Origin of the sequence: Streptomyces gottesmaniae (assembly GCF_031845845.1) — a bacterium.
Classification (GTDB): domain Bacteria; phylum Actinomycetota; class Actinomycetes; order Streptomycetales; family Streptomycetaceae; genus Streptomyces; species Streptomyces akebiae.
In genome coordinates this window covers 1-23596 of the sequence record NZ_JAVRFJ010000063.1, presented here as the reverse complement: position 1 = coordinate 23596, position 23596 = coordinate 1, and the positions used below count along the sequence as shown (strand labels likewise).

Genomic DNA, 23596 nt, shown 5'->3' with positions numbered 1-23596 from the left:
GGCCTGTTGCCCCGGCGCGGTCGCCAAGGCTATGGCGAGGAGGGACTTTCTACAAGGGGTTAGGAAAGGGGCTTTACGAAGTCCGGCCGACCTCAGCCGCCGAGCACCTCCCCGACGAAGGTGTTGCGGAACGTGCCCGCCGGGTCCAGGACTTCGGCCAGTGCCCGGAAATCACCCAGCCGGGGGTACAGCGCCCGCAGCTCCGCCGCCGGAACCGTGAACACCTTGCCCCAGTGCGGCCGGGCCTCGAACGGCGCGAGCACCTCCTCCACCCGCCGGACCACCGGCAGCACGGGCGCCGGGTCCGCGATCCAGGTGAAGTGGAACGCCACCGTGTCCCGGCCGTGGGCGGGGCTCAGCCACTGCGCGTCGGCGGCGACCGTACGGACCTCGCAGACCTGGAGCACCGGCGCGACGACATGCCGGACCCCGTCGAGCGCGTGCAGCGCCTCCGCGGCGAACGAGCGCGGCAGCAGGTACTCCGACTGCAGCTCGTCCCCGCTGCTCGGCGTGAACTCGGCCCGGAAGTGCGGCAGCCGCTCGTGCCAGGGGCCGGGCACCCCGAACTGCTCGGTGCAGTTCACCGCGGGCATCCCCGGCACCGGGTGCATCGCCTCGGTCGCGGGCGCCGCCCACGGGAAGTCGGCCGTGGCCCGGTCCACGCGCCGCTTGACCCACACCTGGTCGAAGCCGGAGTGCCGCCAGCGGGTGAAGAGACTCACGCTGTACGCAGCCGCCGACACGGCGTCGAAGTCCAGTTCCGCCAGCGGGAGTTCACCGTAGACCTGCTGGCCGACCTCGAAGGCCGGCTCCAGGTCGAGGGTGAGCGCGGTGACCACGCCGAGCGCGCCGAGCGAGGTCACCGCCCCGTCGAAGCGGTCGTCGCCGCGCGCGAGCGTCAGCGTCGTCCCGCCCGCCACGACCAGCTCGACCTCGCGCACCGCCGCCGCGAGCGGACCGTTCCCGTCGCCCGAGCCGTGCGTACCGGTGGCCACCGAGCCCGCCACGGAGATGTGCGGCAGGGAGGCCATGTTGTGCAGGGCCAGGCCGTGGGCGTGCACCGCGCGGGCCAGTTCCGCGTACCGGACGCCGCCCCCGACGCGGACCGTACGGGCCGTCGTGTCCACCTCGATCTCCGGGGTCAGCCCGGTCAGGGACAGGAGCACACCCTCGGGACCGGGCTCCGCGATCTCGTTGAACGAGTGACCGCTGCCCAGCACCCGCACCCTCTCGCTGCCCGCGACCAGGGCCCGCAGCGCGTCCACGGTCCTCGGGCGGTGCAGCTCCTTGGCGGTGTACGTGATGTTCCCGGCCCAGTTGGTCAGGGTCTCGGTCGTCATGCGTGATGTCCTCCGCGATCAGCGAGTTCCGTGGTTGTCGAGGGGCGTGGCGAGGGGTCATGTCGAGAGCCGTCGAGGGGCGTGCCGGGGGCCGTCGACGGCTGCCGAGGGCCGGCGTGAGCTGTCGGGGGTGCCATCTTCGCCGCCCCCTCCCGTTCATTGACCCTCTCGCGAGCGCCTGCCTACCGTAGAGAGCGTTTGCTATGGCCCGTCTCTTCCCGTCGGAAGGTCCTTCCTTGCCCGAGCGTCCCCGCGCACTGTTCGCCATGACGGCCGAGAACGTTCCCCAGGTCTTCCCACCGGACGTGCTGGCCCGCCTGCGGGAGACCGTGGACATCGACCCCGCCCTGATCGCCGAGGACTTCGCCGACCCCGAGGTCCGGGCCGCGCTGGCGAAGGCCGAGGTGCTGGTCACCGGCTGGGGCTGCCCCCGCATCGACGAGACGGTCCTCGACGCGGCCCCCGCGCTCCGGGCGCTGCTGCACTCGGCGGGCTCGGTGAAGGGCTTCGTCACCCCGGCCGTCTGGGAACGCGGGATCACCGTCTCCACGGCCGCCGCCGCCAACGCCCTGCCCGTCGCCGAGTACACCCTGGCCATGATCCTGCTCGCCGGCAAGGACATCCTCGGCCGCCGTGAACGCCTGCGCGCCGAGCGCGTCTCGACGGGATGGGGGTTCGTCCCCGGCATCGGCAACCACGGCCGCCGCGTCGGCGTCGTCGGCGCCTCCCGCATCGGCCGCCGTGTCATCGAACTGCTGCGCCCCTTCGACCTGCGGGTGAGCCTCACCGACCCCTACGTCGACGAGGCCGGGGCCGCCGCCCTCGGCGTACCCCTGCTCCCGCTCGACGATCTGCTGCGCACCTCGGACATCGTCACCGTGCACGCCCCCGACACCCCCGAGACCCACCGCCTGATCGACCGCCGCGCCCTCGCCCTCATGCCCGACGGGGCCGCCCTGATCAACACGGCGCGCGGTGCCCTGGTCGACCACGACGCCCTCGTCGACGAGCTGCGCGCCGGGCGCCTCTCGGCGATCCTCGACGTCACCGACCCCGAGCCGCTGCCCGCCGACTCCCCCCTCCTCGACCTCCCGAACGCCTTCGTCACGCCTCACCTCGCCGGCTCCCAGGGCAACGAGGTCGCCCGCCTCGGCCTCGCCGTCACGGAGGAGGCCGAACGGCTGGCCGCCGGAGAGGAGCTGGCGTACGCGCTCGACCGGGGGGCGCTGGCGCGGATGGCGTGACGGCGGCCCCGGGCCACCGACGGGGGGGTGCCCGGGGCGCGTAGGCGGCCGGTGGGGGTGCGTCGGTGGGGCGGTGGGCGTCTCCCTGAACACCGGTGTGGGTCCGGCAGCGTCGGCCGGTGCGCTGCCTTCGTCCCGGCGGGCGGGCGTCCCCCGTGCGGTGGCCGCGACGACCGGGGCGCCCGGTCGCGGGCCGGTGGCCGGGCGGGCGCCTCCCACCAGCGGCTTTCGACCCTGGTCGAAGGGGGGCGCGGGCGTGCCCCGCGAGTCGGCAGGCTTCGGTGCGGGACTGGACGAAGCGCGAGGGCACGCCCGATGCCGTGGCGGAGCCTCGACCGCACCCGTCACGCACCCACACGTCCTGACAGGAGAGGAACACACATGAGGTTTCGTTGGCTGGTCGCCACCGCCGGCCTGGCCGCCGCTCTCGGCACGACCCTCGCGGCGCCGTCCGCGTCCGCCGCGTCCAACTGCTGGCGACACGAGGACGGCATCAGGTACTGGTGCAACAACGTCTCCGGTGCCCCGGTGTACGGATCGGTGGGCAACAACCGCCTGTACCCCAACCCCGACCAGGTCGTCGGAACCATGAACACCAACCCGAGCTGGTTCTACTGCAAGTTGGACAACCAGGCCTGGGTGGGCGGGCCGCACCCGACCCGCTGGCTCAGGACCGTGGCCGACAACGGCCAGTACGGCTGGATGAAGGACACCGCGATCTACAGCGAGACGGACCCGCTGCGCGACTGCTGACCCATGAGAAGGCGCACCTGAGCCTCGGGACACCGGACGACGGTTGTCGACGATCACCGTCGACAACCGTTGTCTGTTTTCCCGGACCCTCGAAAGTCTTTTTCTCGCACGACCTCTTGTCGACCTCGGGTGAAGCCGCCTACCTTCCGCAGAGAACGTTTACTATGGCGCGCCCCGGCCGGGAGGACTCCGCATGCCCATCTCCAGAAGATCCGTCCTGACCACGGCCGCGGCGGGCACCGGCACGCTCGCCCTCGCGGGCGGCTGGTCCCCGGCGGTCGCCGCCGGTGCCGAGGCCGACCGGGAGGCCGACGCGACGGCGGGTGGCGCCGGACGGCTGGATCTCGTCGACTTCGGCGACCCCGAGTCCGAGGCCGCCCACGACTTCCACGGCCCGGACACCGAGGTCGTCGACGGCAACGCGGGGGACAGGGCACGGGTCGCCAAGCCCCTCGCCACCCCCGGCATCAAGGGCGGTGACCTGCGCTTCACCGTCGCCGTCGACCCGGTCCACCAGAACCACCTCACCGTGAAGTTCTGGGGCGGCGACACCTCCACGTACAAGACGATCGCGTACATCAACGGCGAGCAGATCGGCTACCGCCGCTCCGGCGACTACGAGGCCCTGAACACCGGCACCAACCGGCCCCTCCCGGGCCGCTTCTTCTACGCCACGATCATGCTGCCGCTGGAGCACACCCGGGGCCGTACCCGGGCCGAGATCACCCTGCGCACCTACGACAGCGCGTTCTCCGGCAAGGTGAGCGCGAACTCCCGTGGCTACTACCGCGCCTACACCCACACCGGCAGCCGTCTCGACCTGAGCGACGATCCCCGGACCGACTTCACCCCGCCCACCGCCACGGTCGCCGCCCTCGACGACACGGCGCGGCAGGCGCTCGTCGACGGTTATGTCGCCGATCAGGTGAAACTGTTCAACTCCCTCTCCGCGAAGGTGGATTCGTCCGCCGCCGGCAAGCTCTCGATCGTCCGGTACGTCGAGGAGCTGTTCTTCTACGCGGGCGCCCTGGCCCGCGCCTCCTGGTGTCCGGCGAAGACGCCGGCCGCCAGGAGGGCGGCGCTGCTGAGGGTCTTCAAGTGCGTCGACAACCACACCAAGGACTACTACGGGAACACCAAGCTGCTGGCCTGGGGCGGGCACCAGGGCGACTGGGGCGGCTACTACGGGGCGCTCGGCCAGGCGCTGTACCTGGTCGAGAACGTCATCGCCGACAGCGAGGTCCACGGTCGTGAGGCCTTCGAGGCCTTCCTCGACGAGCCGTTCGTCACGGGCACCGAGGAAGGGCCCACCTCCCTCGCGGGCGTCGGCCCGGACGGCGGCCCCCTCACCCGCCGGGCCGCGTGGGAACGGGTCCTGAAGGCCAACTTCGACTACGCCCGCTCCCGGCTCTCCTACATCTACAACCAGGTGATGTACACGTACGAGGGCGCCTGGGAGGCCCACGAGGGGCTCCGCGTGATCGGCTCCTCGCACTACGAGGGCCGGGCGCGCAGCCACCGCATCGTCGGCGAGGCCCTCGGCTGGGAGCCCTTTCTCGGGGAGGAGGTACTGGTAGGACCGGACGGTCAGGACCTCGACCTCTTCCACTCCCTCTTCCAGCACGACACCACGGCCCGCTGGACCGACGACTACGTCAAGTACGTCATCAAGGGCCTGGCCCGGTCCAAGCTCGACAAGGACGGCAACGTCGTACGCCGCCTCCCGCTCGGCACCCACTTCACGACCATGACCGAGGCCGGCCACACCCGCGAGAACGGCTACGTCGCCAACTACGGCGAGGCCACCAACTACCTCCCCGAGTGGTTCCACCGCACCTGGGGCCATGAGGGCGACGAACAACTCAACGACAGGATCCTGGAGACGGCGCTGCGCAATCTGCACGCCCGCTCACACGCCCGGATGACCGACCTCGACGACGACCTCAAGCGCACCATGCGGATGGAGATGGTCATCGACGAGCGCAACACCAACTTCCCCGGATTCCCCGGCTACGTCCTGCGTGTCTCCGAGGGCAAGCTCCTGCACTACGTCTCCCTCGCCCGCCACATCGCCGAACACCCCGAGCGCTACGCGGGCGAGGAGTGGAGCCGTACCCGGCGCCACGCCCGGGAGGCGGTGGGCTTCGCCCAGCAGCAGATCGCCGACCACCAGTACTTCGCCAACTTCTCCGCCGTGCGGTCGAAGAACAAGTACGACCTCGAACTCGGCGAGACGTGGGGCTGGTTGAAGGCGCAGGAGCCGACCGGCATCGTCCACCCGCACACCGACTTCGCGTACTACACCCCCGCCGAACTCACCGCGCTCGGCGTGCGCACCGCCGACTACGAGCGCTTCGCCTGGGTGGACGTGGACTGCATGTTCGTCTCCCTGCGCGACGGCGACACGCATCTGTGGGGTCACCTCAACGAACGCCAGCGCGGGTTCGCCCGCAACGGCCGCCTCCACGTCCGGCACCCCGACCGGGACCACATCGTCCAGCTCCACACGGAGGGGCTCTTCCGGTACGAGGACTACTGGGCCCGCATGGACAACATCGACGTCGACTTCATGGAGGATCAACAGACGGCCGACTCCGCCGCCCTCCAGGCCCTCGCCGGCGAGATCGCCCCCATCACCTTCCAGCCCGGCGTGGGGACGGTCCACCGGGAGAACTTCGAGGCCGACCACGCCTACTCGGGCTACCCCGACCTCCTCACGGCCCGCTACGGCCGCTACCTCTTCGTCGTCAACACGACGCGCAAGGCGTACGGGAACGAGCGCACCCACCAGGTGGAGGTACCGGGCGGGGGCTCGGGCGTCCTCGACCTGGTGAGCGGCCGGGAGCTTCCGGTGCGCGGCGGCAAGGTGAGCGTGCCGCCCAGGACCGGACTGGTGCTGCGCCTGGAGTCGGAGGACATCGCCGAACTCCCGCCCTCCCACGTCGACTTCGTCCACACCCTGCCCGGCGACGCCTCGATCGTGGTCACCTGGCAGACCACGGCGGGCGCCACGCACTACGAGGTGCGCCGGGCGACTCGACGACGGGGCCCGTACGAGCTGATCGGCGACGGGGTGAAGGGCCGTCACTTCGTCGACGGGTCCGCGCGGCCGGGCGAGACCTACTTCTACACGGTCACGGCGGTCAACCCGACGGGCCGCGGCCTGGCGTCGCACGCGATCGAGACGGAGCTGAGGCGGCCCGCCTCGGCCGGGCTGCGCCGGACCGGCTGGCGCGACGACGCCCTGCACCACGCCCGCGAGGGCGGCGCGATCGTGCGCGGCTCGACCGTCCGCGTCCTCGGCGCACACGGCGACGGCCTCGGCGAGGGCGACGACTACCGGGTCCTGTCCCGCGACATCGAGGACGAACTGCACTTCGTGAGCCGCCCGGCGGTGGGCGGCTTCACCCTCACCGCCCGCGTCGACACCGCGCGGGGCCCGGCGACCGGTCTGATGCTCCGCGACCGGCTCACCCCCGACACCCGGCACGTGTACTTCGGCGCGGACGCCGACGGCGGGCTCGTCCTGCACCACCGCACCCGGGACAGCCGCCACGACTGGCAGGACGACATCCGCTCCCCGATCACCCGAGGGCTCCCCGGCCGCACCCTGGCCGCCACCCCCCACCTCCGGCTCGTCCGCGACCTCACCACCCACCGGGTGCACGGCCAGGTGTCCGGGGACGGCCGCACCTGGGTGACGGTCGGGAGCCTGTTCTGCCCCTTCCCGTACGCGGTGCACGCGGGCGTCGTGGCCACGGGTGACGCCGACTTCGCCGAGGTCGGGCTCGACGCGCTCGGGAACCGTCCCCTGCTGGTCGCCCTGGAACGCGACGGCGACACCGTCACCGTCCGCTGGAACAAGCCGGAGGACGCGCTCACGTTCACCGTGGAGCGTTCCGCCGACGGGGACACCTGGGACGCGCTCGTGACGGACACCCGGTCCCTCGCCCACGACGACGAGGGGCTGCGGCACGGCAGGCGGTACTACCGGGTCACGGCGGCCCTGGTGGGCGGCGGTACCCGGGTCTCCACGCCCGCCGCGGCCGTCGCCGAGACCTTCGCCGACGTCCTCGCCCGGGCGCGCGCGACCGACGCGGCCGGGTGGACGAAGAAGAGCCACGCGGCCTTCACCGCCGAGCTCGACCGGGTGGAGGGAGAGACCGGGAAGGACGAGGACACCCGGATCGACGAGGTGTACGCGGCCTACGAGCTGCTCGTCTCCCGGGAGACACTGCTGCGGCGCGGCGAGGTCACCCCGTCGATGGTGAAGGCCTCGACCATCGCCTGGCCCGGCAGCGGGACGCAGGCCGCCAACGGCTGGCGCGCCTTCGACGGCGACCCCGCCACGTACACGGACACCCTCGCGGCCGACAGTTGGATCGACATCGACGCGGGCGCCGACGGCACGCTGCGGGTCGACAAGCTCCGTGTCCTGCCGCGCGCCGGGTTCGCGGCACGGGCGACCGGTACCGTGCTGCGCGGCTCCACCGACGGCGGGGCGACCTGGACCGACCTGCACACCATCGGCACGACGACCGACGGCGCCTGGTACGAGGCGACCCTCCCGACCACGGCGACGTACCCGCTGCTCCGCCTCCACGACACGCACAACGGGCGGTGCAATCTGGCCGAGGTGGAGTTCTGGTACTACGCGCCGGAAGAGTGACTCCGGGGCGGGTGGTCGGGTGCGGGCCCCATACGGCCCTTTCGGGCCGAAAAGCACGGGGCGCAGCCCCTGCTTCTCAGGGGCGCGGGGGACTGCGCGAGAAGCCCCACCGGACCCGCACCCGCCAACGAACCCAAACCCCCCACCCCAGTAGGCGCCACCCCCGAACAACCCCCCGCTCCCTCCCTCCGACCGCCGGAGGCATACCGTGGAGGACGCGCACGGGCAACCCCCACGCGACGTCGGGAGCGAGGAGACAACGGGATGGATGGCAGCCGCACCGCACTGGTGGAGGACCTGATGGAGAGGTTCCCGCACGTGCCACGGGAAGCCGTCTTCAAGGAGGACCTGCTCAGGGGTGGTGTGGCCTTCGACGCCTCCGCGCTGAGCGACAACGAGAAGGGCGAGGTCAAGCCCAAGTCGTACTTCATCTTCTCCTTCGACCACGGCACCCTCCCCGAGCTCGGCGAGGCCGCCCTGCGCCGCCCGCCGGAGGAGATCATCCTCACCGGCGGCCCGTACGACCTGCGGCGCACGGTCGTCTCCGTACGGGTCAACCCCGCCTCGCCCTACCGGGTGGCGTCCGACGAGGAAGGCCTCCTCGGCCTCTACCTCGACGGCCGGCGCATCGCCGACGTCGGCGTGCCGCCCATGCCCGAGTACTACAAGCACACCCTCTCCAACGGGAAGTCCGTGATGGAGGTGGCCCCGACCATCCAGTGGGGCTACCTCATCTACCTGACCGTCTTCCGCGTCTGCCAGTACTTCGGCGCGAAGGAGGAGTGCCAGTACTGCGACATCAACCACAACTGGCGCCAGCACAAGGCGGCCGGGCGGCCGTACACGGGCGTGAAGGACGTCGACGAGGTCCTCGAAGCCCTGGAGATCATCGACCGGTACGACACGGCGAAGACGTCCACCGCGTACACGCTCACCGGCGGCGCCATCACCAAGACGGTCGCGGGCCGCGACGAGGCCGACTTCTACGGCCACTACGCCAAGGCCATCGAGGAGCGGTTCCCCGACCGCTGGATCGGCAAGGTCGTCGCCCAGGCGCTGCCGCTGGACGACGTCAAGCGTTTCCACGACTACGGCGTGAAGATCTACCACCCCAACTACGAGGTCTGGGACGAGTACCTCTTCAAGATGTACTGCCCCGGCAAGGAGCGGTACGTCGGCCGCGACGAGTGGCACAAGCGGATCCTGGACTCGGCCGGTGTCTTCGGCGCGCGCAATGTGATCCCCAACTTCGTGGCGGGCGTGGAGATGGCCGAGCCCTTCGGGTTCAAGACGGTCGACGAGGCGATCGCCTCGACCACCGAGGGCCTGCGCTTCTTCATGTCGCACGGCATCACGCCCCGCTTCACCACCTGGTGCCCGGAGCCCACCACCCCGCTCGGCAAGGCCAACCCGCAGGGCGCGCCGCTGGAGTACCACATCCGGCTGCTGCAGGCCTACCGCGCCACGATGGACGAGTTCGGGCTGGCGTCGCCGCCCGGATACGGCCCGCCCGGACCCGGCCGTGCCGTCTTCTCCGTCAGCTCCTTCATGGACAGCCTCTCGGCCGACGCGGCGGTTGCCGCCGAGTAACTCCTGTGGCGGTTGAGTCGATTGGGGTCGGCGTACGTACAACTCAACAGTGTGACCGCTGGTAACCGCATTTGAAGACGCAGCTTGTCAGTTGTGTGGGAAGCGTGAAAAGCTCTGGGCACCGCAAGGTGGTCCCCCTAACTCCCTTGGATCTCAAGGGCAGTTGACTACTTTTGCACACTTCCCCCCTCGCTCTGTTGGATGCAGGAGACCCATGCCCGACCTGCCGAAGCCCCAGGACGCCGCAGAGGCCGCGCTGTTCTCGGAGTGCTGGGACGCGGTCCTGTCGTACGCCGACCTGTGCACGTCCGGTTCGACCGCGGCGACCCAACTGGCCACCGAGGCCTTCACGAACGGCATGCACGAGGCGCACGCCCTGGAGTCCGAGGCGGGGGCCGACCGCGGCGCCGGACGCCGTGCCCTGCGCCTGCCTCGAATACCGTTCCTCCTGACCTGGGTCAGGACCACGGCCGCCACCTGGGAGACGGGTGGCCAGGGCCACCGGCTCGACCCCGAGCTGCGTCTCTGGCTCAACTCGGACAAGGCCGCCCGGTACACCGGCCCGCCGCTGTACCGCCCGCTCGCCCTGCGGGCCCTGCGGGACATGCAGGAACCCGACGCGGCCCTGCTGTGGCTGGCCGAGGTCGAGTCGCTGCCGCTGGGCTCGGTGGCCCGCCGGCTCGGCCTCGACCCGGCGGTCGCCAGGACCGAACTCGACCAGGTGCGGGCGCTGTTCAGGGACCGCTGCCACCGGGGCCAGCTCGACGCGCCCCTGCACGCCGACTGCCGCACCTACGCCCGGCTGTTGGACGCGGTGACCCGCTCGCCCGGCACCGACACCCCCGACGACCTGTCCCGCCACCTCGCCACGTGTGTGCAGTGCGCCGAGGCCGCGGCCTGCCTCGGCCTGCACGGCGGCGGACTGCCCGCCGCGCTCGCCGGCGGTGTGATCGGCTGGAGCGGGCTCGCCTACCTGGAGCGCCGCCGCCGCGCGGCCGAGGCCGGACTGCTCCCCGGGCGCGCGGACTCCACCGGCACCGACCGGGGACTCTCCCCGGGCACGCAGCCGCGGCCCCGGTTCAGCCGGAACGGGCTGCTCGTCGGAGCCGGTCTCGTCTCCGTGCTGGCGCTCGCCGTCTCCCTCATGCCGTTCGGCGACGACGAGACGGTCGTGGAGGGCTCGTCCGCCGGGGATTCGGCGGTGGTGCAGCAGGACCCGAGGTCCCCGGTGACCGGGGACCCGTCCGACGGCACCTCGTCCGAACTGCAGAGCACCTCGCGGCCCGAGGAGACCGGTTCCGACGACGAGGACGACAAGACCGAGGGCGACGGCAACAGCAACGAGGAACCCCAGGGCGACTCCTCGACACCCGCCCGCGTCACCCACCGGCCGGTGGACCCCGGCAAGTCGTCCGACGCCACCTGCCACGTCCGCTACCAGGTCGTCAACGAATGGCCCGGCGGCTTCCAGGGCGCCCTCACCGTCACCTCCACCAAGGCCCTCGACGGCTGGCAGGTCGAGTGGACCTACGCGGCCGACCAGCGGGTCACCCAGATGTGGGACGGCACCTTCGACCAGGAGGGCACCAAGGTCACCGCCTCCTCCGCCGACTACAACAGGACCGTCGCCGCCGGCGGCACCTTCGGCGTCGGGTTCCTCGGCATCTGGCAGGGTTACGACAACCCCGTACCCGTGGACTTCACGCTCAACGGGAAGAAGTGCGACCGGGCGGACTGAGCACGGCGCGACAAATCGGTTGACGGGGGCCCACGGGCCCCCGCTAGGGTGAGATCACCGAGCACGGCGGCCGTTCCGGCCGCCGTCGCCGACGAGAACGAGTGAGACAGGAGGTGTCGACCGATGGCTGTCATTGCGATGGGCGCTGCCCGCATCCAGGAAACCATCCAGTCCACCTCCGTGGTCACCGGCTGACACCCACGTCCTGCACGACCGCCGGGGCCACCTTGTGAAGGGTCTCCCTTGACTTCCTCCGGCTCCACTTCCTTCTCCACCTCTTTCTCCCCACTCGCCCCTTACGGCTGGGACGACTCCTGGGCGGACGCCTTCGCCCCGTACGCCGCCGAGGGCCTGCTCGTCGGGCGGGTCGTCCGCGTCGACCGCGGGCAGTGCGACATCGTCACCGCGGACGGTCCGCTGCGGGCCGACACCGCCTTCGTCACACCCCACGACCCCATGCGGGTCGTCTGCACGGGCGACTGGGTCGCCGTGGAACCCGCGGGCGACCCCCGCTACGTCCGCACCTACCTGCCCCGCCGCAGCGCCTTCGTCCGCTCCACCTCCTCCAAGCGCGCCGAGGGGCAGATCCTCGCCGCCAACGTCGACCACGCGGTCGTCGCCGTGTCGCTCGCCGTGGAACTCGACCTCGGCCGCGTCGAACGGTTCCTCGCGCTGGCCTGGGAGTCCGGGGCCCAGCCGGTGGTCGTGCTGACCAAGGCCGACCTCGTGCCGGACGCCGCCACGCTGGGGCATCTCGTCCAGGACGTGGAGACCGTGGCACCCGGCGTTCCCGTGCTGACGGTCAGCTCCACGCACGGCGAGGGCCTCGACGTCCTCGCCGCGGTGCTCTCCGGCGGCACCTCCGTACTGCTCGGGCAGTCCGGAGCCGGCAAGTCGACCCTCGCCAACGCGTTGCTCGGCGACGACGTCATGGACGTCCAGGCCACCCGCGACGTGGACGGCAAGGGACGGCACACCACCACCACCCGCAACCTCCTCGCCATGCCCGGCGGCGGAGTCCTCATCGACACACCGGGGCTGCGCGGCGTCGGTCTCTGGGACGCCGAGACCGGGGTCGGACAGGTCTTCGCCGAGATCCAGGAGCTGGCCGCGGACTGCCGCTTCCACGACTGCGCGCACCTCGCCGAGCCCGGCTGCGCGGTCCTCGGCGCGGTCGAGTCCGGTGAACTGCCCGAGCGACGGCTCGACAGCTACCGCAAGCTGCTCCGTGAGAACGAGCGGATCGTCGCGAAGAGCGACGCGCGGCTGCGGGCGGAGATCCGGAAGGAGTGGAAGCGCAGGGGCGCGGAGGGGCGTGCGGCGATGGAGGCGAAGAGGGGCGGTCTGCGGTGAGTTCCGGGCGCGGGTGAGTGTGTGTCGGGGGGCCAGTCGCGCGGTTCCCCGCGCCCCGGCACGGCAGCGGCTGCGCCCCCCTGCCGTGCCGGGGCGCAGCCCCGCGTCCGAATACCGCCAGCCCGCCGTCTCCGCCTCGCCGACACTTGATGACATGAAGGACGTCGTGAAGGACGAGGACACCAGGTACGAGGCGGTGCGGAGCAGGGACGGCCGGTTCGACGGGGAGTTCTTCTTCGCCGTCGAGACGACCGGCATCTACTGCCGGCCGAGCTGCCCGGCGGTGACGCCGAAACGGGAGAACGTCCGCTTCTACGCCACCGCGGCCGCCGCCCAGGGCGCCGGATTCCGGGCCTGCCGACGGTGCCGTCCGGACGCCGTGCCCGGCTCGGCCGAGTGGAACGTGCGCGCGGACTCCGTGGGACGGGCCATGCGGCTCATCGGGGACGGCGTCGTCGACCGGGAGGGCGTCGCCGGGCTGGCGGTGCGGCTGGGGTACAGCGCACGCCAGGTCCAGCGGCAGCTCACCGCCGAGGTCGGCGCCGGTCCCGTCGCCCTGGCCCGTGCCCAGCGGGCGCACACCGCCCGCGTCCTGTTGCGGACCACCGCCCTCCCGGTCACCGAGATCGCCTTCGCGTCCGGCTTCGCCAGCGTGCGCCAGTTCAACGACACGATCAGGGCGGTGTACGCCATGACGCCCAGCGCTCTGCGCGCCGGCGCACCCCGGCGGTCCGCAGGGTCGCGGACGGCCGGGATCCCGCTCCGGCTCGCCTATCGGGGCCCGTACCAGTCCACCGCCCTCTTCGACGTCCTGGCCGCCGAGGCCGTCACCGGCGTCGAGGAGACGACCGGCGAACGCGGCCACCGCACCCACCGGCGCACCCTCCGTCTCCCGTACGGCACCGCCGTCGCCGAGGTCGACGAGCGACCCGGAGGCCGCCCCGCCGGCCGCGCCGGCGGCTGGCTCGACGCCCGGCTCCACCTCACCGACCCCCGGGACCTCACCACCGCCGTGCAGCGGCTGCGGCGGCTGTTCGACCTGGACGCCGACCCGTACGCCGTGGACGAGCGTCTCGGCGAGGACGCCCGGCTCGCCCCGCTCGTCGCCGCCAGACCGGGGCTGCGCTCACCGGGCACGGCCGATCCGGAGGAGTTCGCGGTACGGGCGCTCGTCGGGCGCGCGGCGGCGGCACGGCTCGTACAGGCGTACGGCAAGACGCTGGACGCCCCGCAGGGGACGCTGACGCATCTGTTCCCCGAACCCGCGGCACTGGCCGACGCGGACGGCCCCCTCGGCGCCCTCGCCACCGCTCTCGCCGACGGCACCTGCCGCCTCGACGTCGGCGCCGACCGGGACGCCACCGAGGCGGCCCTGCTCGCGCTGCCCGGCCTGGACGCCCGTACCGTCGCCGCCATCCGCACCCGCGCCCTCGGCGACCCGGACGTGGCACCCCCGGGCGAGGCCGTGCCGGACACCTGGCGGCCCTGGCGGTCGTACGCCCTCCGGCATCTGCGGACACAGGCGCAGGCACAGGCAGCACAGACAGAAGTACCGGCACAGGATCTGGATCAGGATCGGGGAGTTCAGTCGTGAGCACCGAGCAGCGGACGTACTACACCGTCGTCGACAGTCCCGTCGGACGACTCCTCCTCACCGCCGACGAGTCCGGCGCCCTCACCTCCCTCTCCGTGCCGGAGCAGAAGGGCGGCCGGATCCCGTTGCCGGGCTGGCTGCGCGACCCGGCCCCCTTCCGGGCCGCGGAGGAACAACTCGCCGCCTATTTCGCCGGTGAACTGAAGGAATTCCGGCTGGAGTCGCGCGGCGAGGGCACCGAGTTCCGGCAGCGGGTCTGGGCCGCGCTCGACGACGTCCCGTACGGCGCGACCATCACGTACGGCTCCGTCGCCGCCCGGATCGGCGCACCCCGCGCCGCCGTCCGGGCCGTGGGCGGCGCGATCGGCGCGAACCCCCTCCTCATCGTCCGCCCCTGCCACCGGGTGATCGGCGCGGACGGCACCCTCACGGGGTACGCCGGCGGCCTCGACCGCAAACGCCTCCTCCTCGGTCTGGAGGGCGTGCTCCCGCCGACGCGACCGACGCGGTGAGGGCGCGCGTGCCCGGGCGCCCTCACCGGCCAGGACCAGGACGTAGGAGCCGGTCAGCGGCTCAGCCGCCGAACACCACGCCCACCCACGCCCCCGTCACCAGCAGGCACGCGAAGAGCTCCGCCAGGACGCTCGAACCGCCCGAGCGCATCGCCGTGCGCGTCGCTGCCTTCGCCGCACCGGCGTGACCGAGGCGGAGCCGTTCGGAGAGGTAGATACCGCCGACGAAGCCGGGGATGGCGCCGAGGACGGGGAGCAGGACGAAACCGAGGAAGGCCCCGGTCCCGGCGTACACCCCCATCCGGGGGGTGGCACCGCTCTCCGCCAGGCGCCGGGGTGGCAGGCCCCAGCGGACCGCCCGGGACAGCAGCAGCACGGTGGTGGCGCCCACCAGGACCCACCAGGCGATGGGCCGCGGATCCTCCAGCGCCCACCACATGACCCCGGCCCATACGAGCCAGGACCCCGGTACGCCGGGCACCAGCACTCCGCACAGGCCGAGCAGCAGTACGACCCCGACCAGCAGGAGTTCCCACGCTCCCATCTGCCCAGGGTGCCGGACCGCGAGAGGGGGCGCAGGTCAGCGGTGTCAGTCCCGGGTCACCCAGGCCCGCTCGTAGGCGTGCCAGCCCAGCTGCAGCCGGGTCGTCACGCCGGCGAGCTCCATCAGGCGCTTCACCCGGCGCTGTACGGTCCGCAGGCCCAGGTCCAGCTGTTTGGCGACGCTCGCGTCGGTCATGCCGGCCAGCAGCAGGGAGAGGATCTCAAGATCGGTGTCGTCGGGGGCGTCCGGGATGTCCTCGGTGACCCGGCCGGAGCCCAGGCGCAGCGGCAGGGCCTGCCGCCAGACGGACTCGAACAGGCCCGACAGCAGCTCCAGCAGGCCGCTCGCGTGGACGACGAGCGCGGCGGGCTCGGCGGTGTGCGTGGTGAGCGGCAGCATGGCCAGCGTCCGGTCGGCGATGACGAGCTTCGTCGGCACCTCGTCCATGACCCGCACCTGCTCCTCCCGGCCCAGCGCGGCGGACAGCTCGGTGAGGCCGGCGTCCTCGTCCAGGACGGCCCGTTCGACCACCACGCGGTAGACGACGCCGCGACCGGTCGCCTGCTCCTCCGCGGAGTTGTTCTCCGGCCCGGAGACCGCGATGGGAGCGCCGGTGACCATGGCGCAGACCTCCTCCGTGGCGCCGAGCTGCAGCTGGAGGAAGCGTTGCGCTATCGCGGCCGAGCCGATCACCACCTCGACGAGGTCGTGCGCCGCGGGCTCGGTCGCGCTCGCCCGGTACTCCTCGGCCAGCAACGCCGCCGTCAGTTCGGCCTTCTCCAGCTCGTGCCGCTGCTGGGTGAGCAGGGCGCCCAGGGCCACACCGGGGGGCGCGGCGACCCAGCGGCCGGGGCGCGCGGAGGACTGGGCGGCGAGACCGTGCCGCTCCAGCCGACGCAGCGCGCGCTCGGTGTCGTGCTCCCCGAGCGTGAGCCGGCGCGCCAGGTCCGGTACGTCGGCGGCGCCCACGGACACCAGGGCCCGGTACGCCGACTCGTGCGTCTCGTCGAGACCGATCGCTCCCAGCATCCGGCGACGCCGCCCCTCCCTCGTCGCGCCACTTCGGCGCACTTCCGCGTCGGCCCATCATCACCGCATCGCGGGTCCCACCGGCAGGCGGGGTCGCACAGCGGAATCCCAGGAACGGGCCGCACACTCGGGCCGACCGGCCCGCACGCCCGCACACGCCCCGGTCCTCCCGGCGCCGCCGGGCGGTTTCTCCTGTGGGGGGTGGCACCGCCCGGCGGTCCCCGCACGCGAAACGCGTGAGGCCCGTGAGGCACGCGAAGCGCGTGAGGCACGCGAGACGCTCCGCACTGCGCACTCCTGGGCGCCCCCCGCTCCCATACTCCCCATCCCTCGCATTTCCCTCATCTCCCGCCATCCCCTCGACTCCCTTGTCTCGCACCGGAGTTCGGCAGGTAGTCCGACACGCCGACGGGCCCTCGGCTCCGCGGGCCGATTTTCCGGATGCCCCGTTTTCATACGGCCCCCGAGGTGGACAATTAGGGGCATGAGCCAGCAGGGGGAGAGGCCGACCGGTCACGAGGACGACTGGTGGCGGCAGTTGTACGACGACGCGAGTGGGGACACGGGCCCCGCGGTAGCGGCCGATTCCCTCGACGACCGCTTCGCCTCGGCGGCGAACACGGTCAGGGACGGCACCCCGCATCCGACACCGCCGGAGCCTGCGACGGCTCCGGCAACACCGACCGAGAGCGCGCCGGGTGCGCCGGGTGCGTCGGGCGTCCGGGGTGCCTGGGGAGCCGTCCCGGGGACGTCGGGCGCCTGGGCGGCCGTGCCGGGCGCGTCGGGTGCCAGAGGGGAGTCGGGCGGAGGGCCGGGCCCGACGGCCGGATCGGGAGACGGGCCGGGCGGGGCCGGTGGTCCCGGAGACGGGCCTGGCCGGACGGGTGGCTCGGGCACCGGGGGGAACTCGCCGAACGGCTCGCGCGCGGGCCGGCGTGAGGCGGGTTCCGCCCCGGGCACCGTGGGTGGGGGCGGTCTCTCGGACCGGGTGCCGCCCCAGGGATCGCCGGGCGGCTCCGCCGGACGGGGCGGGCAAGGCCGGCCGGGCGACCCGGGCCCACGGCCGGTCACCCCTCCCGACCCCACGCCCGCACCGCCCGCTGCCCCTCCGCGCCCGTCGTCCGCTCCCGATGCCGTGCCGCCAGCCGACGCCGGCCCGGGTGCGGGGTGGGGCCCGGGCTCCGTGTCGCCCGGCGCTCCTCCGCGTCCGGCGTCGAGCCCCGACCCCGACCCTCCTGCCGACGCCGTCCCGCGCACGCCGTCCGACACCGGCGCCGCTTCGCCTGGTGACGCCGGTTCCGCCTCGCCCGCCGAGCCCGTCCCGCGTCCCCCCTTCGCCCCCGGCCCCCGCAGGCCGTCCCACCCGCCGACCTCCGTGCCCGCGAGGGACCCCCGCCTCAGCGGGCTCACTCCGCGACCCGCGCCCTGGGAGTCGCCGTCGGTCCAGCCGTCGGGGCCCGTGACCTTTCCCTCCGGACCCACGCCGCCGGGCTTCCGCGCGGCCACGCCATGGCGCCGCGCCCCCGTCCGGAGCCCCCTCGCGCAGGCTCCCGTCCCCGCTCAACCACCCTCCGGCGAAAGGCCTGCCTCCCCGCCCGCCGCGCCCTCTCCGGCGCCCCACCCCGTCGCGGAACCCTCCGACGCCCGGCCCTCCACCCAGCTCGACATCCCCACCCTCCAGGCGGACGAGGTGTCTCTCGTCGGCGACAGCGGGAGGGTACGGGTCGAGTACGTGGGGTCCGGCCCGCCCACCTACGACGCGGAGCCGACCGCCTTGCCGCCGGCGGATCCGGAGGACCTGGGGGACCTGGTGGCGGACACGGTGCTGGACGGCGCACGCTACGGGGCGTGCACGCTGCGTGCCGCGTCGCTGCGCGGGGACTCCGCGCGCTACCGGGGTGAGCCGCGCCGCGACGCGCTCCTCACCGCCCGCTTCGGCCTCGGCGAACAGGCACTCGTCCTGGTGGCCATGGCCACCGGCGCCCGGGCCACCCCGGGCGCGCACCGCGCGGCGGCGGAGGCGTGCCGGTGGATCGGCCGGGCCGTCGGGCTGAGCCATGTGCGGCTGGTGGAGGACATCAGGGCCGCCCGGCGCGGCGATCTGAAGTCGGGGCTGCACCGCCTCACCGACCGCAGCCTCGGCAAGCTCCGCGCCAGCGCCGTCGAACAGGGGCTCGACCCGGAGGAGTACACGGCGAGCCTGCGCTGTCTGCTGCTCCCGGCCGATCCCGGGTGCCGGACGCGCGTGTTCTTCGGGGTCGGCGCGGGCGGACTGTTCCGGCTGCGGGGCGGCGAGTGGCAGGACATAGAGCCCCGGGTCGCCGACACGGCCGGTGCCCCGGTGGTCGGCTTCGGGTCGCTGCCGCACGAGACCCCCGACGGCGACCGTCTCACCATGGACCTCGGCATCACGACACCCCCGAGCCCCTACGAACCCGCTCCCGCCCCACCCCGCGAACCCTTCCGCTTCCGCGCCTCCGTGGCCCGCGAGGACGACGTCCTGCTGCTGTGCACCGGCGGTCTGGCCGAACCGTTGCGCGGTGAGCCCCCGCTCGCCGAGCATCTGGCGGCCCGCTGGGGAACCGCGGAACCGCCCGGTCTCGCCGCTTTCCTCGCCGATGCCCAGGTCAGGGTCAAGGGGTACGCGGACGACCGAACGGCCGCCGCCGTCTGGGAGGCCTGACGGAGACCACCGGCGGGCCGGGAGGGGCGTCAATCAGCCGCGCGCGGCCGGGGGTTGGCCTGTACCAGCGCGCGATTCCGGCCAAACAACATCATCGGGGGGAGTGGCCCGCTCCGGTCGGGGTAGGCGCGGCGCTCACGCCCGTCGTGTCCCGTCGGCATACGGCCGGATCGGCAGCCCCGCATGGGCAGTTGGGGCCGAGGGCCGTGGCCGCTCCGCGCTGCCCGGAGTGGGGCGGGGCGTCGGGTTCGTAGGGCTCTGCGGTGGTTCCGCGAGGCGGGAAGCGCTCTCACAAGGTGCCGACAGCTGGCTTGACCCTGTGCGTTTGAAAGCGTACGGACGGTCGTTGACGATTCGACATGAGTGCCGCGATCCGGACGGGGCATGCATCCCCGTGTACGTGTTCGAGCAGGAGGGGAATCGTCATCGGCGCGTGGGCGGGGGTCATGAAAAGGCAGGCACGAGGGGGCGGTCCCACGGCGATCGGGGCCTTCTCGGCAGAGGTGGAGGATGCGGTCGACGACGCGGCGCACAAGGTCGACGCCGAACAGCTCAGGCACAGACTCGGGCGGGCCGACCTGAGGGCGGTGCCCGAGGCCCGCAGGGCGCTGCGGGAGCTGCTGCGGCAATGGGGGCGCCCGGAGCGATCCGAGATTGCGGAGCTGCTGACGAGCGAGCTGGTCACCAACGCGATCATTCACACCGACCACGACGCGGTGCTGACCGCCACCGTCTCACCTCGCGGACTGCACGTGGAGGTACGGGACTTCGTGGGACGCAGGCCCAGGCCGAGGGTGCCGCCCGCCGACGACAGCACACACGGACGCGGCCTCCTCCTCGTCCAGTCCCTCGCCGACGCCTGGGGGATACGGGCGCACGGGGTGGGCAAGGCGGTGTGGTTCGACCTCGACGGCGGGCTGACCTAGGGCGCTTCCGATGGACCTCCCCTCGACGCCGACGGGACCGACACGGCACGGACGAGGGACGGCGGACCACGGACGGCGGACAACGGACAGGGGCGCGGCTCGCTGCCGCGCCCCTGTCCGATGTGTGGCTCGTACCGCTCAGCCGAACTGCTGCTCCAGGTCCTTGAGCTTGCGCTCCAGGGAGTCGAGTCGCGGCAGGGCCATGGTGTCGTCCTCCGCGGTGAGGTCGACCGTGATCGACTTGTCAGCGCCGTTGCGGACGGGCTGCAGGGAGGGACGCGTACGGACGGGCAGTTGTTCCGGCGTGGATATGGCGGAGTCCGAGGCGACCTGGGCCGCGGGCACGCGCTCCACGGTGGTGTCGACCTGGCGGCCGCCACCGCCACCGCCGCCGCCACGACCGGGCAGACCCCGGTGGCCCCGGCTGATGGCCTTGAGGTGGGCGCGCTCCAGGCGCTCCTGCTCCCGCTTGCGCGTCCGGTTCTCTTCCTTGATCCGCTTGTCCTCGCGTACCTCGTCCACGGCCTCGTCCAGACTGCGCACGCCCTCAAGGAGCATCAGCGACCAGGCCTTGTACGTCTCACGCGGGGCCCGCAGCCAGCGGACGATACGGATCTGCGGCAGCGGACGCGGCACCAGGCCCTGCTCGCGCAGCGCGGCCCGGCGGGTCTGCTTCAGCGCGCGGTCGAAGAGCACCGCGGCGGACATGGACATGCCGGCGAAGAACTGCGGGGCACCGTCGTGGCCGAGGCCCCTGGGCGCGTGCACCCAGTTGAACCAGGCCGCCGCACCGGCGAACGTCCATACGAGTATGCGGGATCCGAGGGCCGCGTCACCGTGGCTGGCCTCGCGCACCGCGAGCACCGAGCAGAACATGGCGGCGCCGTCCAGGCCGAACGGAACCAGGTACTGCCACCCGTTGCTGAGGCCAAGGTTCTGCTCGCCGAAGCCGACCAGGCCGCGGAAGGAGAGCGCGGCGGCGACCGCGGCACAGCAGAAGAGGAGAATGTAGGAGGCCGTGGCGTAGAGGGCCTCCTTGCGCCTGCGGCGCTCCTCACTGCGTTCCCACGAGTCCTCTGTCTTCGCGTGCTCCCCGGAGCGCTTGCCGCGCGCGAGCACCGCAACCGCCGCCAGCATGCCCAGGAGCAGTACGGCGCCCGGAAGCAGCCAGTTCAGCGATATGTCGGTCAATCTCATCAGGGGTCCCTTGCATTGGGATAGGGCGTAACGCCCGCCATAGTGGCCCAATCCTCGCGGCCCTCAGGGGGTTTCGGGGCAAGAGACCGCCAAAGAAGTGCAATGAGTGACGCCAGGCGGCATTCTGCTCGAACTACCGCGCGAGGGACGGGAGTTGAGTGCGAGTGAGATTACCCGTTCGAGTGGTTCCACGGAAAGTTCCTGCGACAAGTGAGGAATTTGTGAACCACCTGTAACCCAACGAGGGTCCCACCCGGAGTGGATCTTACGGCACATGCCCCGGGCGATCACCGGGGGGGTCGCCCGGGGCGCGGCCCCCCGCGGTGGTGAGAGGCCGTCAACCGGTGGCAGCGGCCGTGAGCTTGGAGATCCGTTCCGTCTCGCACGTGCGCGGACAGGTGACGCAGGTGTCCTCCGGGACCAGCGTGTAGAACATGCAGCAGCTCGCCCGGTCCCGGGTGGGCAGTGACTCGCCGCCGGGTCCGGTCAGTTCACGGAAGCCCGCCGTACCCACGTAGGGCCGCGTCGCGCCCGGAAGCAGCAGTTCCAGTTCGCGTCGGCAGCGCTCCTGCTCGTCGGGGCCGAGCAGTTCGGCGACGTACCAGATGCCCTCGACGATCTCGTCGGTCGCCATGCCCCACAGCGCGCGTCCGCGCCGCCGCATACGCGGGCCGAAGCCGCCCAGGACCGGTTCTATGTGCTCGGCGAACGCGGCGCGCACCTCGGCCCGCAGCGCCTCCTCGTCCGCCACCACCCGGGCGCCGGGCTCCCCGGCCGCCGGGTCGTCCGGCAGGCAGCTGAACGTTTCGCCGCGCACCGCCAGCCGGCTCTGCTCGCGCTGGAACGCCACGTGCTCGGCGGGGAAGCGCGGCACTCGGCGCTGGAGGAACCAGGGCACCGTGAAGAGCAGGCAGGCGTACCAGGAGTAACGGTGCAGTCCGAAGGTCGCCACCACGTCCGGGCGCCCCTTTCGGCCGTGGTCCCGCAGGATCTGGGCCTCGTCCCACGCCAGGAACGCGTCGAGCTCGGCCCCCGCCGCCGCGAGCCCGGCGGCGGAGACCCACCCCTCACCAACGGGCAATGGATCCGTGGGGGAGAGTTCTGTCACGCTGATCATCGGCAGGGCCTCGGTGAGGCGTGCGTACGCCGCCGCCACGGGCGACCTGCGTGAAGTGGGTGCGGGTGCCGGTGCTGACTGGGGCATACGGAGACCGCCGTTTCACCATCGCTGCCAAGTAAGGCTTACCTTACCCGAGGTGGTGGAGGTTTGAACTGAGGGCATGTGCGCCTATGGTGCTTTACGACCGGTAACAACCCGAGTAGTGACCTAACCGCCCCCATGTACCCAGTCGGCCTCACTGCTCGACCACTCGACACTCGACTCGGCTCGGAGGAGGACCCGTGGAGCAGGCCGGACCGCGCCCGCGCGAGGCCACGGCCATGAGCGCGCCGGACCCCGCACTCGCTCGTCCGGCGTCGGCCTATCGCGTGCCCGCACAGCCCGGAGTCGCGGACGTCGACAGGGAGCGGGGCATCGCGGCGGACGCCACCGGGACCGCCGTCCGCGGTGACACCGGACCCGGCGCCGACACCGCCCGGGGCGAGCACACGCACAGCGAGGTCCCGATCCCGCTGCCGCGCGGCCAGGGGCGCCCCGTCGTCCAGCGGTCCTCCGTGCGGGGGCAGATCCTCGACGCGCTGCGGGCCGCGCTCGCCGGTGGGGAGCTGACGCCGGGCGAGGTCTACTCCGCCCCGGCGCTGGGCGAGCGGTTCGGGGTCTCCGCCACCCCCGTGCGCGAGGCGATGCAGCAACTGGCCATCGAGGGCGCGGTCGAGGTCGTGCCCAACCGGGGCTTCCGTGTCGTACGACGGGGTGCCCGGGAGCTGGCCGAGCTGGCGGAGGTGCGGGCACTGCTCCAGGTGCCGGTGGTCATGCGGCTCGCGCGTACGGTGCCCGCCGACCGCTGGGCCGACCTGCGGCCCCTCGCCGACGAGACGGCTCGCGCGGCGTCCTCCGGGTGCCGTGCGACGTACGGGGAGGCGGACCGGGCCTTCCACCGCGGGGTGCTGGGGCTGTCCGGCAACGAGCAGTTGCTGCAGATCGCGGACGACCTCCATCGGCGGACGCAACTGCCGTTGGGGGGTGGCCAGGTGGGTGTCTCCGGGAGTGGCGGTCGCGTGGAACTGATGGCTGACGCCGCCGAGCACATCGCGTTGCTGGACGCGTTGGTGGCGGGGGACCTGGAGGCGGCGTGCTGTCTGGTCGAGAGGCACTTCGGGGTGGGCTGAGGGTGCGTCGGCGGGTGCGGGTGCGTGGGGGCTGGTCGCGCAGGTCCCCGCGCCCCTGAAAAGCAGGGGCTGCGCCCCGTGCTTTCAGGCCCGCCGACGGTCGCCTTTCAAGGCTGCTGGGCCCGGTCTCTCAGG

Annotated in this window: 16 protein-coding genes; 11 read left to right on the top strand and 5 right to left on the bottom strand. The window is 72.7% G+C overall.

Annotation, left to right across the window (positions count from 1 at the left end; all coding sequences use genetic code 11):
* Positions 1 to 92 precede the first annotated feature (92 nt).
* Positions 93 to 1340: an FAD-binding protein gene (locus tag RM704_RS42365; RefSeq protein WP_033531482.1), complete on the bottom strand. Its 1248-nt coding sequence runs from the start codon at positions 1338 to 1340 to the stop codon at positions 93 to 95.
* Positions 1341 to 1576: 236 nt separating this feature from the next.
* Between RM704_RS42365 and RM704_RS42360 the strand changes: the two genes are divergently transcribed.
* The 8 genes from RM704_RS42360 (at position 1577) to RM704_RS42325 (ending at position 14793) form a co-directional block, all read left to right on the top strand.
* Positions 1577 to 2584, top strand: a complete 1008-nt coding sequence (locus RM704_RS42360) for a hydroxyacid dehydrogenase (RefSeq protein ID WP_033531481.1) — start codon at positions 1577 to 1579, stop codon at positions 2582 to 2584.
* A 381-nt stretch (positions 2585 to 2965) separates the two neighbouring features.
* Positions 2966 to 3337: a hypothetical protein gene (locus RM704_RS42355; RefSeq protein ID WP_033531480.1), complete on the top strand. Its 372-nt coding sequence runs from the start codon at positions 2966 to 2968 to the stop codon at positions 3335 to 3337.
* A 193-nt stretch (positions 3338 to 3530) separates the two neighbouring features.
* A complete protein-coding gene (locus tag RM704_RS42350) occupies positions 3531 to 8006 on the top strand; it encodes a discoidin domain-containing protein (RefSeq protein WP_033531479.1) in 4476 nt (1491 codons plus the stop codon).
* A 264-nt stretch (positions 8007 to 8270) separates the two neighbouring features.
* Positions 8271 to 9596, top strand: a complete 1326-nt coding sequence (locus RM704_RS42345) for a radical SAM protein (protein ID WP_033531478.1) — start codon at positions 8271 to 8273, stop codon at positions 9594 to 9596.
* Positions 9597 to 9810: 214 nt separating this feature from the next.
* A complete protein-coding gene (locus tag RM704_RS42340) occupies positions 9811 to 11334 on the top strand; it encodes a cellulose-binding domain-containing protein (RefSeq protein WP_033531477.1) in 1524 nt (507 codons plus the stop codon).
* Between the two features lie 243 nt (positions 11335 to 11577).
* Positions 11578 to 12687 (top strand): ribosome small subunit-dependent GTPase A, encoded by a 1110-nt coding sequence (gene rsgA, locus RM704_RS42335; protein WP_033531476.1) that lies wholly within the window; start codon positions 11578 to 11580, stop codon positions 12685 to 12687.
* 154 nt (positions 12688 to 12841) lie between these two features.
* Entirely contained in the window at positions 12842 to 14281 is a 1440-nt protein-coding gene (locus tag RM704_RS42330) for a bifunctional transcriptional activator/DNA repair enzyme AdaA (protein ID WP_052146470.1), read from the top strand.
* Positions 14278 to 14793, top strand: a complete 516-nt coding sequence (locus tag RM704_RS42325) for a methylated-DNA--[protein]-cysteine S-methyltransferase (RefSeq protein ID WP_033531475.1) — start codon at positions 14278 to 14280, stop codon at positions 14791 to 14793. The genes RM704_RS42330 and RM704_RS42325 overlap by 4 nt, the downstream gene beginning before the upstream one ends.
* Positions 14794 to 14854: 61 nt before the next feature.
* Here the strand turns inward: RM704_RS42325 and RM704_RS42320 are convergent, their stop codons facing one another.
* Positions 14855 to 15337, bottom strand: coding sequence for a DUF456 domain-containing protein (locus tag RM704_RS42320; protein ID WP_033531474.1), 483 nt, complete (start codon positions 15335 to 15337; stop codon positions 14855 to 14857).
* A gap of 45 nt (positions 15338 to 15382) precedes the next feature.
* Positions 15383 to 16366 (bottom strand): helix-turn-helix transcriptional regulator, encoded by a 984-nt coding sequence (locus tag RM704_RS42315; RefSeq protein WP_033531473.1) that lies wholly within the window; start codon positions 16364 to 16366, stop codon positions 15383 to 15385.
* A 484-nt stretch (positions 16367 to 16850) separates the two neighbouring features.
* Between RM704_RS42315 and RM704_RS42310 the strand changes: the two genes are divergently transcribed.
* Both RM704_RS42310 and RM704_RS42305 read left to right on the top strand, forming a co-directional pair.
* Positions 16851 to 19049: a protein phosphatase 2C domain-containing protein gene (locus RM704_RS42310; RefSeq protein WP_078937441.1), complete on the top strand. Its 2199-nt coding sequence runs from the start codon at positions 16851 to 16853 to the stop codon at positions 19047 to 19049.
* A gap of 446 nt (positions 19050 to 19495) precedes the next feature.
* Entirely contained in the window at positions 19496 to 19975 is a 480-nt protein-coding gene (locus RM704_RS42305) for an ATP-binding protein (protein ID WP_052146468.1), read from the top strand.
* A 138-nt stretch (positions 19976 to 20113) separates the two neighbouring features.
* Here RM704_RS42305 and RM704_RS42300 read toward each other — a convergent pair whose 3' ends face one another.
* Positions 20114 to 21172: a DUF2637 domain-containing protein gene (locus RM704_RS42300; protein ID WP_033531472.1), complete on the bottom strand. Its 1059-nt coding sequence runs from the start codon at positions 21170 to 21172 to the stop codon at positions 20114 to 20116.
* A 337-nt stretch (positions 21173 to 21509) separates the two neighbouring features.
* Positions 21510 to 22376, bottom strand: coding sequence for a (2Fe-2S)-binding protein (locus RM704_RS42295; RefSeq protein WP_033531471.1), 867 nt, complete (start codon positions 22374 to 22376; stop codon positions 21510 to 21512).
* Positions 22377 to 22573: 197 nt separating this feature from the next.
* On the opposite strand from RM704_RS42295, the gene RM704_RS42290 reads away from it, so the two are divergent.
* Positions 22574 to 23461: a GntR family transcriptional regulator gene (locus RM704_RS42290; protein WP_033531470.1), complete on the top strand. Its 888-nt coding sequence runs from the start codon at positions 22574 to 22576 to the stop codon at positions 23459 to 23461.
* The last annotated feature ends 135 nt before the right edge of the window (positions 23462 to 23596 follow it).